Source organism: Nonlabens sp. Asnod3-H03, from assembly GCF_045063665.1.
In the GTDB taxonomy this organism is placed as follows: domain Bacteria; phylum Bacteroidota; class Bacteroidia; order Flavobacteriales; family Flavobacteriaceae; genus Nonlabens; species Nonlabens ulvanivorans.
In genome coordinates this window covers 163,852-177,220 of the sequence record NZ_JBEFOD010000006.1, presented here as the reverse complement: position 1 = coordinate 177,220, position 13,369 = coordinate 163,852, and the positions used below count along the sequence as shown (strand labels likewise).

At 35.5% G+C, this 13,369-nt stretch carries 13 protein-coding genes; all 13 read left to right on the top strand.

Going from position 1 to position 13,369, the window contains the following annotated elements:
• The first annotated feature begins 56 nt into the window (after positions 1–56).
• On the top strand, positions 57–695 hold the full coding sequence (msrA, locus tag ACJJVI_RS00910; RefSeq protein WP_405349795.1) for a peptide-methionine (S)-S-oxide reductase MsrA: 639 nt from the start codon (positions 57–59) through the stop codon (positions 693–695).
• A 206-nt stretch (positions 696–901) separates the two neighbouring features.
• Positions 902–2,566 carry an asparagine synthase B gene (gene asnB, locus ACJJVI_RS00905; protein WP_042295457.1) on the top strand — a complete coding sequence of 555 codons (1,665 nt, stop codon included), beginning with the start codon at positions 902–904 and terminating at the stop codon, positions 2,564–2,566.
• Between the two features lie 187 nt (positions 2,567–2,753).
• Positions 2,754–4,166, top strand: a complete 1,413-nt coding sequence (locus ACJJVI_RS00900) for an anthranilate synthase component I family protein (protein WP_405349792.1) — start codon at positions 2,754–2,756, stop codon at positions 4,164–4,166.
• Positions 4,163–4,639: a hypothetical protein gene (locus ACJJVI_RS00895; protein WP_405349789.1), complete on the top strand. Its 477-nt coding sequence runs from the start codon at positions 4,163–4,165 to the stop codon at positions 4,637–4,639. Before ACJJVI_RS00900 ends, ACJJVI_RS00895 begins: the two co-directional genes overlap by 4 nt.
• Positions 4,639–5,205, top strand: a complete 567-nt coding sequence (locus tag ACJJVI_RS00890) for an anthranilate synthase component II (RefSeq protein ID WP_405349786.1) — start codon at positions 4,639–4,641, stop codon at positions 5,203–5,205. The genes ACJJVI_RS00895 and ACJJVI_RS00890 overlap by 1 nt, the downstream gene beginning before the upstream one ends.
• Before the next feature lies 1 nt (position 5,206).
• Positions 5,207–6,202 carry an anthranilate phosphoribosyltransferase gene (gene trpD / locus ACJJVI_RS00885; RefSeq protein WP_405349784.1) on the top strand — a complete coding sequence of 332 codons (996 nt, stop codon included), beginning with the start codon at positions 5,207–5,209 and terminating at the stop codon, positions 6,200–6,202.
• A 47-nt stretch (positions 6,203–6,249) separates the two neighbouring features.
• Complete coding sequence (gene trpC, locus ACJJVI_RS00880) at positions 6,250–7,053, top strand: indole-3-glycerol phosphate synthase TrpC (RefSeq protein WP_405349782.1); 804 nt, start codon at positions 6,250–6,252, stop codon at positions 7,051–7,053.
• A 17-nt stretch (positions 7,054–7,070) separates the two neighbouring features.
• Complete coding sequence (locus ACJJVI_RS00875) at positions 7,071–7,688, top strand: phosphoribosylanthranilate isomerase (protein ID WP_405349780.1); 618 nt, start codon at positions 7,071–7,073, stop codon at positions 7,686–7,688.
• Positions 7,685–8,854 carry a tryptophan synthase subunit beta gene (trpB, locus tag ACJJVI_RS00870; RefSeq protein ID WP_405349778.1) on the top strand — a complete coding sequence of 390 codons (1,170 nt, stop codon included), beginning with the start codon at positions 7,685–7,687 and terminating at the stop codon, positions 8,852–8,854. The genes ACJJVI_RS00875 and trpB overlap by 4 nt, the downstream gene beginning before the upstream one ends.
• Before the next feature lie 59 nt (positions 8,855–8,913).
• Positions 8,914–9,678 carry a tryptophan synthase subunit alpha gene (gene trpA / locus ACJJVI_RS00865; protein WP_036580187.1) on the top strand — a complete coding sequence of 255 codons (765 nt, stop codon included), beginning with the start codon at positions 8,914–8,916 and terminating at the stop codon, positions 9,676–9,678.
• 295 nt (positions 9,679–9,973) lie between these two features.
• Complete coding sequence (gene hisG / locus ACJJVI_RS00860) at positions 9,974–10,840, top strand: ATP phosphoribosyltransferase (protein ID WP_348021446.1); 867 nt, start codon at positions 9,974–9,976, stop codon at positions 10,838–10,840.
• The gene (gene hisD, locus ACJJVI_RS00855; protein ID WP_042295466.1) at positions 10,840–12,135 is read left to right on the top strand and encodes a histidinol dehydrogenase; all 1,296 of its coding nucleotides are present in this window, start codon (positions 10,840–10,842) and stop codon (positions 12,133–12,135) included. Before hisG ends, hisD begins: the two co-directional genes overlap by 1 nt.
• Positions 12,136–12,170: 35 nt before the next feature.
• On the top strand, positions 12,171–13,328 hold the full coding sequence (locus ACJJVI_RS00850) for a pyridoxal phosphate-dependent aminotransferase (protein WP_405349775.1): 1,158 nt from the start codon (positions 12,171–12,173) through the stop codon (positions 13,326–13,328).
• Positions 13,329–13,369: the final 41 nt, after the last annotated feature.

Genomic DNA, 13,369 nt, shown 5'->3' with positions numbered 1-13,369 from the left:
AGTTTTTAATACAACTATTTTCTTCAAAAAGTATTTTTACTTGAAACAAGTAAATCATGAAACTGATAAGTACCATAATATTAATATTTATTGCCTCAACCTGTAATACACCAGTTGAAAAAAAGGCAAAACAAAAAGAAATTTCACCCGTAGAAGTAAGCGCTCAGAACGGATTAGAAAGAGCATACTTTGCTAGTGGTTGTTTCTGGTGTGTAGAAGAAATATATGAAAGCGTTCAAGGTGTCCAAGAAGCTATCTCTGGATATAGCGGTGGCAACACTGAAAATCCTACTTATAGAAACCATGCAGATCATGCTGAAGCAAATGAAATAATTTACGATCCAGAAACTGTAAGTTTTAATACTTTAGTAGATGTTTATTTTGCCTCACAAAATATAGAGCAAGTAAATGGTCAAGGTCCAGATATAGGTGAATCCTATCGAAGTATTGTTTTCTATCAGAATAATGAGCAAAAGAAAATTATAGAAGACAAAATTACTGCCCTAACTAACGAAGGCTATAAAGTAGCTGCTGAAGTAAAAGCTTTTCAAAAATTCTGGATTGCTGAAGAATACCATCAGGACTATGCAAAACTGCATCCTAATCAAGGCTATATACAAGGTGTATCAATTCCAAGGTGGAGAAAATTTGCCTCCAAAATGCCAGATGTTATTAAATCTTCAGTTAGACATTAAGACCTATTACAAATCCTACGCAAGTATTAATTGTAACAGAAATTTGTTTGCTAAAAGATTTTTTTTACATTTACAGTGTTATGATAAAAAATAATAATATCAGATTTAATAATAATTCTTTACTCACGTAAGGTAGTATCTGGTATTTTAAAAAATTCAAAAGGTCTACTTCACAGTAGACCTTTTTTCATTTAAACAATTTAGTTATGTGCGGAATAGTAGGGATGTTTCAGCTGAAAAAAGACAGCCAAGACCAACGAGAAAAAATCTTAGAATTATCAAAAAAATTAAGACATCGAGGACCGGACTGGTCAGGTATTTATTGTGGTAGTAATGCAATACTTGCTCATGAACGATTAACCATTGTAGATCCACAATCAGGTGGTCAACCGTTATATAGTCCAGATGGTAAAGTAGTACTTGCCGTAAATGGAGAAATATACAACCATCAAAAAATACGTGACCATTATAAAGATTCTTATGAATTCAAAACTAAAAGTGACTGCGAGGTCATATTAGCTCTTTATCAAGATAAAGGTATAGACTTTATGGATGAGCTTACCGGTATGTATGGTTTTGCTCTTTATGATAGTGAAAAAGACGTTTTCCTATGCGCAAGAGACCATCAAGGAATCATTCCTCTCTATCATGGTACAGATGAATTAGGGCAGTTTTATGTCGCTAGTGAACTTAAAGCTTTAGAAGGCACTTGTAATCAAATCAGCCCATTTCCGCCAGGACACTACTATTATAGTAAAGATGGCAGCTTTACAAAATGGTATGATCGCGAGTGGAAAAGTTATGATTCAGTAAAAGAAAATAAAAGCTCTGTCGCTGAACTTAAGAAAGCAATGGAAGATTCTGTTCATAGACATTTAATGAGCGATGTACCATATGGTGTGTTACTTTCTGGTGGATTAGATAGTTCTATTGTAAGTGCTGTTGCAAAAAAATATGCCGCAAAGCGTATAGAATCAGGTGATAACAAAGAGGCCTGGTGGCCTCAATTACATTCCTTTGCCATAGGTTTAGAAGGAAGTCCTGATCTAGCAGCAGCACAAGAAGTTGCAGACCATATAGGTACCGTGCATCACAGTGTCAATTTCACAATTCAAGAAGGTCTAGACGCAATAAAAGACGTAGTTTATTTTCTAGAAACCTATGATGTTACTACCATTAGAGCATCCACACCTATGTATCTTCTTGCACGAGTTATTAAATCTATGGGAATTAAAATGGTTCTATCTGGTGAAGGTAGTGATGAGATTTTCGGAGGTTACTTATATTTTCACAAAGCACCTAGTGCAGAAGAATTTCATAAAGAAACCGTGCGTAAACTAGATACACTACATCTATATGATAACCTAAGAGCAAATAAATCCCTTGCAGCATGGGGAATTGAAGGTCGCGTTCCGTTTTTAGATAAAGAATTTATGGATGTAGCTATGAGACTCAACCCTAAAGATAAAATGTGTGGAAATGGAAAAATGGAAAAACACATTTTAAGAGAAGCGTTTGAAGATGATCTACCTAAAAGTGTCGCTTGGAGACAAAAGGAACAATTCAGCGATGGCGTTGGATACAGCTGGATCGATACCTTAAAAGAAGTCGTAGAAGATGTGGTGACTGATGAAATGATGGAGGCAGCTCCTTTTAAATTTAAAATCAATCCGCCGCAAAATAAAGAAGAGTATTACTATCGTAGTATTTTTAGTGAACACTTCCCTAGCGATACTGCCGCAAACTGTGTACCTTCTTTAAAATCTGTAGCCTGCTCGACACCTGTTGCATTAGAATGGGATGAAGCTTTTAAAAACATGAATGACCCATCAGGTCGAGCAGTTAGTGGTATACATGATGAAGGTTATTAAAAAAATGTTAGATACTTGTAGGTTTGAAAATGCCTACTTACATTTACAACTTCTATGAGAAACACAAATCATACTTGGTGGTGGAATGATACAGCTCAACAGCCGTAAAGTCACCCGTATGTTTATATAACAAAAAGGTCTGCTTAACGGCAGACCTTTTTTATTTTATCCATTTTTAGAACTTATAATGCAAAAACATAAAGCAAAAACTACACAAGAATCCATATTAGCAGATATGCTTACACCTGTAGCTATATATATGCGATTACGTGATAAATATCCAGGCAGTATATTACTAGAAAGTAATGAGTATGGTGAACGTAGTAATAGTTATTCATTTATTTGTTGTAATCCTATAGCACAGTTTTCAGTTACAAACACAAACATTGAAAGTCAGTATCCAGATGGTTCAAGCGAGCAATCTTCTTTCAATTCAAGTTATGATCTTGCTGCTGGACTTACGCAATTTAAAAACTCCTTCTCACATACAGATTCTGATTTTCCATTTCCTAATCATGGGCTTTTTGGATATTTAGGCTATGATGCTGTTCAATTATTTGAGTCTTTAGAATTTCGCTTTCGCGAAAGCGAGAAGAACATACCTCTTGCTCATTATCAAGTTTTTCAAAATGTAATGGTTTTTGATCACTACCATAATCAACTTCATGTTTTTGAACACTTATATGATGGAAAAAAACCTAAAATAAATGAATTACTAAGCGTCATTAAACATAAAGATGTCGCTCAATATAGTTTTAATACAACTGATAATGAAACATCAGAGATGAGTGATGATGATTTTAAAAAGCTAGTTGAAAAAGGGAAAGAACATTGCCGTCGTGGTGATGTTTTTCAAATAGTTTTATCTCGCAAATTCTCTCAAGATTTTCAAGGTGATGATTTTAATGTTTATCGTGAATTAAGAGCAATCAATCCTAGTCCTTACTTATTTTATTTTGACTATGGTAATTTTAGAATATTCGGTTCTTCACCAGAGGCGCAATTAATTATCAAAGAAAATCACGCCAGTATACAGCCTATTGCTGGAACCTATAAAAGAACTGGAAATGACAGTGCAGACTTAAAAGCTGCCGAAGACTTAAAGAAGGATCCTAAAGAAACTGCTGAACATGTGATGCTAGTAGACCTAGCTCGTAACGATTTGAGTAGACATGCTAGAAATGTCGCGGTGACTGACTATCAAAATATACATTTTTACTCTCACGTGATTCATATGGTTAGTAAAGTGACTGGATTAATTAATGAAGAGGATAAAATACAGCTTATAGGGGACACTTTTCCTGCTGGAACTTTAAGTGGAGCACCTAAATATAAAGCCATGCAACTTATTGATACATATGAAAACTCTAGTCGTAGTTTCTATGGTGGTGCTATAGGGTACTTAGGATTTAACGGTGATTTTAATCACGCCATTATCATACGTAGTATATTATCACAAGGCAAAACTCTTAACTTTAGAGCCGGCGCAGGCGTTGTTGTACATAGTAACATAGATGACGAGACACAAGAAGTATATAACAAAACTAATGCCTTAAGAAAGGCCATAAATCAAGCAACTCAAAACCATTCAACAAAATGAAAATAAATATTCAACTACTTATCTTATTTACTTTAATGATAACCGGATGCTCTACTAATCCTGTAATGTTAGATGTAAAACCTACAGAGGATATGACAAAACTAAAAACCGGAAATCTTACTGACTTTGAAATCATTAAGAATGACGATATTAAATATCTTACACCTACAGAGATTTTTAACTCTATCTCCGTTAGCTATAGAATCGGTGAGACATTGGGATTTAAAAATGATTTTTATATCAAAACGATGCTTAAAAATTTCACCACTAAAGATGGATACAGAACGGAACTTGTGCTACGCAGTTATGACAGTAAAGACAAATTATCAGATCAGCTTGTGCTCGCTAGAACAGATAATGACACTATTTTTTCAGGTAAAGTTTTTAAAGATCTTACTATCCAAAAAATGGTTAATGATGTAGAAACAAATTACACCATAGATTCAAAAGGTAAATTTCAAATTATTAAATAATGAAAAGTATTCTTCTTATAGATAATTACGACTCCTTTACCTTCAATCTGGTTCATTATTTAGAGGATTTAAATGTAAAAGTAAAGGTAGTTCGCAACGATAAAATTACACCTGAAGAGTGTGTCAATTACGATGCTGTCGTTCTATCTCCTGGCCCAGGAATTCCTAGTGAAGCTGGCAATTTGTTACCTATCATTGATTTTTTGAAAGATAAAAGACCACTTTTAGGTATTTGTTTAGGTCATCAGGCCATTACTGAAGTTTTTGGTGGAGAGATTATAAATCTAGATAAAGTATATCACGGTATCTCTACTAACATGACACATAACGGTAATGAGATATTTAATCATATCGAGACTAATTTTGATGCAGGGCGATACCATTCTTGGGCTGCACAAAATAGCAGTTTTCCAGATGTTCTAGAAATAACCGCAACTGATGAAAACGGTCAAATCATGGCTCTTAAACATAAAGAACTACCTATTTACGGATTACAATTTCACCCAGAAAGCATTATGACTCCGCAAGGAAAACAAATGCTTAAAAACTTCATAGACACTTTGTAGTATGAAAGAGATTCTAAACGAATTATTTAATCATGGGACACTTTCGCGAAAGCGTGCTTATGATATCCTAACTGCCATAACTAGCGGAACTGTAAACGATGCGCAAATTGCAGCATTCCTAACTGTTTATGGCATGCGCAGTATCACTGTAGAAGAACTGGCAGGTTTTAGAGATGCTATGTTAGAACAAGCAAACCTTATTGACCTAACAGAATTTAATCCGATAGATTTATGTGGTACTGGTGGTGATGGAAAAGACACTTTTAACATCAGTACCCTAGCTAGTTTTGTAACTGCTGGTGCAGGTGTACCTGTTGCAAAACATGGTAATTATGGAGTGAGCTCAGTAAGTGGTTCTTCAAATGTTATGGAACATCTAGGATTTGTATTTACAAATGATCATTATATTCTTAGAAAACAAATAACTGAGGCTAACATTACTTTCTTACACGCACCGCTGTTTCATCCGGCGATGAAGGCTGTTGCACCTATTAGGAAACAATTAGGTGTAAAAACCTTCTTTAACATGTTAGGCCCATTAGTAAATCCAGCAAAACCTAAATTACAAAGCGTAGGTGTTTTTAATTTACAACTAGCCCGTAATTATGAATATCTTTTTCAATCAGAAACAGATAAAAAATATGCGATACTACATGCACATGAAGGATATGATGAAGTAAGTCTTACAGGAAAAGTGCGTGTCGCTGAAAATAATGGAGTGAGCGATCTATCGGCTAGTGATTTTAATATGAAACCTTTAAAACAATCAGATATTTATGGTGGTGATACTGTAGAAGATGCTGCATTGATTTTTATGAAAGTACTTGAAAATAAAGCGACCGATGCACAAAAGAATGTAGTTATAGCTAATGCCGCAACTGCTATATCCGTGGCTCAAGATATAAATCTTGAAAATGCAGTTTTTGCTGCGAGAGCATCTTTAGAAACTGGTAAAGCCCTAGAAAGTTTTCAAAAACTTATGGAGCTTAAAGCTTAATACAATGATCAATTCATAATTCAAACAAGAGTACAATTTCAGGTATAATGGAAGATATCCTAAAGAAAATAACTAATCAAACTGCTCAAGATCTAAAAGCTAGAAAGCAGGTTACCTCTCTTTCTGACCTAAGAGAGATGCCTCATTATTCTAGAGAAACGCTATCCTTAAACGATAGTTTGAAGAAAGGCAGCGGTATTATTGCCGAGCATAAAAGACAAAGCCCTAGTAAAGGCTCGTTTCAATGTCCTGCAAGTCTAACAGAAGTAGTAAAAGGATATGAAAATGCCGGTGCAAGCGCAATTAGCTGTTTGACTGACGAGCCATTTTTTGGTGGTACGTTAGACGATTTACTAGAAGCAAGATCACAAGTTAATATACCTATCCTGCGCAAGGATTTCATGATTGACTTATATCAAATTCATGAAGCCAAAGCCTATGGAGCAGACGCTATTCTACTAATCGCAGCGTGTTTAAATAACGAAGAATTAAAAACCATGTCCCTAGAGGCTATAAATCTAGGTCTTGAAATTCTTTTTGAAGTTCATGATTTAGAAGAATTGAATCGCATTAAAGAGGTAAGCACTTCTTTGAATACGTCTAAGTTTGTGATAGGAGTTAATAATCGTGATTTAAAAAGGTTTAAAACTGATATTCAGAATAGTAAGGATCTTTTACCACATTTTCCAGAAAATGTTCTTGCTATATCAGAGAGCGGTATCTCAGATCCTGACATAGTAAAAGAACTTAAAACATTAGGCTTTGAAGGTTTCTTAATAGGAGAAAACTTCATGAAAACCGACCTACCAGGAGCAAGCTGCGAGCAATTTATAAAAGCCATAAAGTCATGATGATTAAAGTGTGCGGTATGCGCGATATAGAAAACATTAACCAGTTACAAGAACTGGATATTGATTTCATGGGAATTATACGTTACTCAAAGTCTAAGCGATTTGTAGACGATTCTCAAAAAGAAAATATCGCCCAACAAACCATGAATAAAGGTACCGTAGGCGTGTATGTAAATGAATCCCTTGAAAACATTTTAAAGGATATCATTCCATTGCAACTGGACGTTATTCAATTACATGGTGATGAGGATTCCGCTTTCGCGAAAGCGTTACTAGAAATAGATATTAAGATATTTAAAGCATTTCAAATCTCCGATGACTTTGATTTCAATAGTTTAAAAGAATGGGAAGAGCTAGCAGCACAATATGTGGGCAAACTTTTCTTTTTATTTGACACAGCTACTCCGAATTATGGTGGTAGTGGTAAGAAATTTAACTGGTCGGTTCTCGACTCTTATAAAGGAGAAGTTCCTTTTTTATTAAGTGGTGGCATTTCAAAAGATGATGTCGCAATAGTAAAAGAATTTAAACACAATATGTTTTTAGGTATTGATCTTAATTCAAAATTTGAAACTGAACCTGGCGTTAAAAACATAGAAGAAATAAAAACATTCATAGAAAAATTAAGAAAATGAGCTATCAAGTAAATGAACAAGGGTTTTATGGAGAATTCGGTGGTGCATTCATTCCAGAATTGCTCTATCCTAATATTGAAGAACTACAAGAGAATTATCTAGCAATAGAAAAATCACCAGAATTTCAAGAAGAGTTTCATCAATTGCTTAAAGATTATGTAGGTCGCCCTACTCCACTATTTTTAGCTAAGCGGCTTTCTGAAAAATATGGAGCTCAAATCTGGTTAAAGAGAGAAGATCTTTGTCATACCGGTGCTCATAAAGTAAATAACACCATCGGTCAGATTTTACTTGCCGAGAAACTAGGCAAAAAAAGAATCATTGCAGAAACTGGTGCTGGACAACATGGTGTAGCAACAGCAACCGTATGTGCATTAAAAGGCCTGGAATGCATCGTTTACATGGGCGAGAAAGATATAGAACGTCAAGCGCCTAATGTTGCCCGCATGAAAATGTTGGGTGCAACGGTTAGACCTGCAACTAGCGGTTCTAAAACTTTAAAAGACGCTACTAATGAGGCAATGCGCGACTGGATCAATAATCCAGAAGACACTCATTACATCATAGGCTCAGTAGTTGGACCACATCCTTATCCAGATATGGTAGCAAGATATCAATCTGTGATTTCTCAAGAGATTAAGAAGCAAATGGATGGTTTACCAGATTATGTCATTGCTTGTGTAGGTGGCGGTTCTAATGCAATGGGCGCTTTTTATCACTTTTTAGATGATAAAGAAGTAAAATTAATAGGTGTAGAAGCGGCTGGTTTAGGTGTAGATACCGATAAGACTGCGGCCACATTAACTCTAGGAACTCCAGGTGTTTTACACGCAAGTCGTTCTATAATGATGCAAGATAAAGATGGACAGGTTGTAGAACCTCATAGTATTTCAGCAGGACTAGACTATCCTGGAATCGGACCAGCACATGCTTGGTTAAAAGTATCAGATCGAGCACAGTATATGGCTGTTACAGATGCTGCTGCACTAGAAGCAGCTGTAGAGGTAAGTAGACTAGAAGGAATCATTCCGGCACTAGAAACTGCTCATGCTTTCTCTGTCTTAAAAGACTTAGACTTAAAACCTACTGATCGTGTTGTAATCAATCTATCTGGTCGCGGTGATAAAGACATGAATACGTACATGGAAGAGTTGAACCTACTATAGAAACAAAGTCATACTTACTATGCAGTGCGCAAGCCATGCGCTGAAAACTGATTATAACAATGAAAAATAAACTCACAGAACTACTTAAACACAAGCCTCAAAACTTGTTGAACATATTCTTTACCGCTGGATATCCACAACTAGAAGACACCACTACTCTACTCACAGCTTTAGAAAATGCCAAAGTTGATTTAGTAGAAATAGGGATTCCATTTAGTGATCCATTGGCAGATGGTCCTACTATTCAAGAAAGCAGCAAAATTGCTTTAGAGAATGGTATGTCTATTGAAAAACTATTTTCTCAATTAGAAAATCATACGCCTAAAGTTCCAGTTTTATTGATGGGATATTTGAATCCTGTGATGCAATATGGATTAGAGAAATTTTGTAAAAAATGTCAAGAGGTAGGAGTGGACGGATTAATTGTTCCTGACTTACCTATGTATATTTATCAGACAGAATTTAAAGAAGTCTTTGAGAAATATAACATCAGTAACATATTCTTAGTAACTCCTCAAACTTCAGAAAAACGTATCAGAGAAATCGACGATAACTCTAACGGTTTTATTTATGCAGTTAGCTCGGCTAGTACTACAGGATCTAAAGCAGATTTCTCTGCAGCAGCAGATTATTTAGGTAAACTTAAAGACATGAAATTAAAAACACCTATTCTAACTGGCTTCAATATTAAAAATCAACAGAACTTTAAAGATGCTTGTAAGTATGTGGATGGCGCGATTATAGGTAGTGAATTCATTAGACAAATAACTGATGTAGATGACATTGCCAAAGCTACCGCAAACTTTGTAGCAAGTATTAAATAATACTGGAAAGAAAGACTAAACAAAGGAGTACATACTTTTAAATTAAAGTTAAATCCTATTAATAAAGTAGGATTAATTTTCATCATTCGATTTTCGGACTTATGTTTGCATTGTAATGAAAACACAAAACGTACATCATCACCATCTTTTTACTTACCGTCAGGCGAGCTAAAAGTGTATTGATGTAACTCAAACATATTTTAAAAACCGTCTGTTTCAGGCGGTTTTTTTTGTTTTAAAAAGTTTGAAATAAAAAACAGTTTGTAAGCAGCTTAAACAACATTCTCAAAATAGAATGGCAACAAAAATTATGATCAGAATAGCAGTACAAAAATCAGGAAGACTATCAGATAAATCTTTGCAACTCTTAAAGGATTGCGGTATCAAATTTGACAATGGTGGTCGTAAATTATCTACTCAAGCAAAAAATTTCCCTATGGAAATTCTTTTTTTAAGAGATGACGATATACCTCAATATGTTGCAAATGGTGTTGCAGACCTTGGAATTTTAGGACTTAATGAGGTAGAAGAAAAAGATCAAGAAGTAGACGTGATCAAGCAACTAGGTTTTGCAGGCTGTCGTTTAAGTCTTGCCGTTCAAAAAGATGTGGACTATCCAGGTCTAGAATGGTTCAATGGCAAAAAAGTAGCCAGTAGTTATACCACTATCGTTAAAAAGTTCTTCGCAGATAAAGGGATTAATGCAACGACAGAAGAAATAGGTGGATCTGTGGAGATTGCTCCAGGAATAGGCCTTGCAGAAGGTATTTGCGACATCGTTTCTACAGGATCAACTCTAATTATGAATGGTCTTAAGGAAGTGGAAACAGTAATGTATAGTGAAGCTGTTTTAATCTCTAATCCTAACTTAAGCATAGAGAAAAAAGAAATACTTGACAAGCTAACGTTCAGAATAGACGCCGTACAGAATGCACAAAAAAGCAAATACATCTTATTAAACGCACCTAATGATAAGATAGAAGAAATATCTGCCTTATTACCTGGAATGAAAAGCCCAACGGTTTTACCATTAGCTGAAGAAGGATGGTCCAGCTTACACTCTGTTATTGAGGAGAATGATTTCTGGAATGTCATCGACCAATTAAAAGATGCTGGTGCACAAGGCATTTTAGTATCTCCAATAGAAAAATTGATTGCATAATGAAAATCATTTCTAACCCAGATTATTCTCAACAACAAGAGTTGTTAGAACGTCCTCAACAAGAACGTGCTAATGTAGAAACTGCAGTAACAGATATCATACAGCTGGTTAAAGAAAATGGTGATCAGGCCTTATTTGCCTTTGCAGAAAAATTTGATAAGGCAAAATTAGGCACTCTTAGAGTTACAGAAAAAGAAATAGAACAAGCGTCAACACTTGTTTCACCAGAATTAAAAGTAGCGATACAAACTGCTTATCAAAACATTTATAAATTTCACGAGGCTTGTTACACTCAGGATTATCCTGTTATAGAAACCATGCCTGGCATGACCTGCTGGAGAAAATCCTTACCTATTCAAAAAGTAGGTTTATATATTCCTGGTGGCTCTGCTCCTCTTTTTTCTACGGTGTTAATGCTCGCTATTCCAGCAAAGATCGCTGGTAATAAACGTGTGGTTCTTTGTAGTCCAACAGACGCCAATGGAAACATCAATCCGGCTGTTTTATATACAGCAAGTCTTTGCGGAGTTACAGAGATCTATAAAGCTGGTGGCGCACAAGCGATTGCTGCCATGACTTATGGAACAGAAAGTATTCCTGCGGTTGATAAGATCTTCGGACCTGGAAATGCATTTGTAACACGTGCCAAAGAACTAGCACAACAACAAGGTGTTGCCATTGACATGCCTGCTGGACCATCAGAGGTTTTAGTTATTGCAGATCAAGAAGCAAACCCAGTATTTGTAGCAGCAGATTTACTAGCTCAAGCTGAACATGGACCAGATTCTCAAGTTATTCTATTAACTGATTCTATTACTCTAGCCGAAGCTGTAAATGAACAATTAAGGATTCAATTAAGTACGCTTTCGCGAAAGCAAACAGCAGAAAAAGCTATTGAAAATAGTAAAACTATCGTTCTAGATAGCATAGAAGAATGCATCAAATGGTCGGACGCATATGCACCAGAACACTTGATCATAAATACAGAAAAAGCTGGTGATGTAGCCGATCAAATTCAAGTTGCTGGATCTATTTTTATAGGTTCTTACACTTGCGAGAGTTTAGGTGATTATGCTAGTGGTACTAACCACACCTTACCTACCTATGGATATGCGCGTAATTATAGCGGCGTGTCAGTAGATAGTTTTGTAAACAAAGTGACCTATCAAAAAGCAACACCACAAGGTTTAAAAAACCTAGGACCAGCCGTTGAAATTATGGCTACTGCCGAAGGTCTCGATGCGCACAAAAATGCGGTGAGTGTACGATTAAAAGAAATTGAGAATTATAATTAAGCGATTCCGCCTTAAAGCGGAATGACAGAATAACAATGGAATTTAACTTAGAAAACATAGTCCGTAAGAACATCTGGAATTTGAAGCCTTATTCTAGTGCGCGCAGCGAATTTGATTTGTACGGTAGCGATAAAAACGAGCTGACTTTACTAGACGCAAATGAAAATCCTAAGGGAGATTTAAACCGTTATCCAGATCCATTACAGTCTTCGATAAAAGAAGAACTCGCAAAACAAAAAGACATTTCACCAAATCAAATTTTTGTAGGTAATGGTAGTGATGAGGCTATTGATTTGCTATATCGCATTTTCTGTGAACCAGGAAAAGACACGGTAATTACTTGTCCGCCTACTTATGGAATGTATGAAGTTAGCGCAGCGATTAATGATGTAGAGGTGTTGAAGATTCCTTTGAATGAGCGCTATGAATTGGATTTAGAACAGATCCTGAAACAAGTTCAGGATGACAACTCGATTAAGATTTTATGGATTTGCTCTCCTAATAACCCTACTGGAAATGTACTGCTCAAAGCCGATTTAAAACACGACTGGCAAGCACAAAATTATACTCGTGGTGGTATGATGGATATGCCATTTGCTCCAGAGTTTGAAGCTGAAATGCTAGAAAACCAAAGACAATTAGATCGCTTGTTCGGTAGTTTTAATGGAATTATCGTTGTAGATGAGGCTTATCAAGATTTTACAGAGAACATGAGTTTCATAAAACGACTAGAAGATTATCCTAATCTTGTGGTGTTACAAACCATGTCTAAGGCTCATGGTATGGCTGGTGCTCGAGTAGGATTTGCCTTTTCTTCTCCAGAAATCATTGAATTATTCAATAGAACAAAGCCACCGTATAACGTAAATGAATTGTCTCAAAAAGCAGTTCTAGAGGCTTTACAAAACGAAGAAAAAACAAAAATTGAAATAAAAGAAATCATCAATAATAAAGATTTTCTTGTGGAGCATTTAAACAGTTTTAACTTTATAAAAGAAGTATATCCTAGTGAGGCAAATTTTGTTCTTGCCAAAGTAGAAAATGCTACGCAAGTTTATAATTACCTACGTGATAAAGGTATTATTATACGTAATCGCAGCAGTCAGATTGAAGATACGTTACGATTTACGGTTGGGACGATGATGGAATGTAAAGCGGTAATTACTGCGTTGCGAGAAATTAAAGAGAATTAGATTAATTAAAACCGAAGCCGTTCTTCAATAGTTTAAAAATT

What these genes read in the sequence shown, in the direction of transcription:
- hisD (WP_042295466.1), top strand. Translation starts at nt 10,840, where the DNA reads ATGAAAATCATTTCTAACCCAGATTATTCTCAACAACAAGAGTTGTTA.
- hisG (WP_348021446.1), top strand. Translation starts at nt 9,974, where the DNA reads ATGGCAACAAAAATTATGATCAGAATAGCAGTACAAAAATCAGGAAGA.
- trpC (WP_405349782.1), top strand. Translation starts at nt 6,250, where the DNA reads ATGGAAGATATCCTAAAGAAAATAACTAATCAAACTGCTCAAGATCTA.
- ACJJVI_RS00875 (WP_405349780.1), top strand. Translation starts at nt 7,071, where the DNA reads ATGCGCGATATAGAAAACATTAACCAGTTACAAGAACTGGATATTGAT.
- trpA (WP_036580187.1), top strand. Translation starts at nt 8,914, where the DNA reads ATGAAAAATAAACTCACAGAACTACTTAAACACAAGCCTCAAAACTTG.
- trpD (WP_405349784.1), top strand. Translation starts at nt 5,207, where the DNA reads ATGAAAGAGATTCTAAACGAATTATTTAATCATGGGACACTTTCGCGA.
- ACJJVI_RS00900 (WP_405349792.1), top strand. Translation starts at nt 2,754, where the DNA reads ATGCAAAAACATAAAGCAAAAACTACACAAGAATCCATATTAGCAGAT.
- msrA (WP_405349795.1), top strand. Translation starts at nt 57, where the DNA reads ATGAAACTGATAAGTACCATAATATTAATATTTATTGCCTCAACCTGT.
- ACJJVI_RS00895 (WP_405349789.1), top strand. Translation starts at nt 4,163, where the DNA reads ATGAAAATAAATATTCAACTACTTATCTTATTTACTTTAATGATAACC.
- ACJJVI_RS00850 (WP_405349775.1), top strand. Translation starts at nt 12,171, where the DNA reads ATGGAATTTAACTTAGAAAACATAGTCCGTAAGAACATCTGGAATTTG.
- ACJJVI_RS00890 (WP_405349786.1), top strand. Translation starts at nt 4,639, where the DNA reads ATGAAAAGTATTCTTCTTATAGATAATTACGACTCCTTTACCTTCAAT.
- asnB (WP_042295457.1), top strand. Translation starts at nt 902, where the DNA reads ATGTGCGGAATAGTAGGGATGTTTCAGCTGAAAAAAGACAGCCAAGAC.
- trpB (WP_405349778.1), top strand. Translation starts at nt 7,685, where the DNA reads ATGAGCTATCAAGTAAATGAACAAGGGTTTTATGGAGAATTCGGTGGT.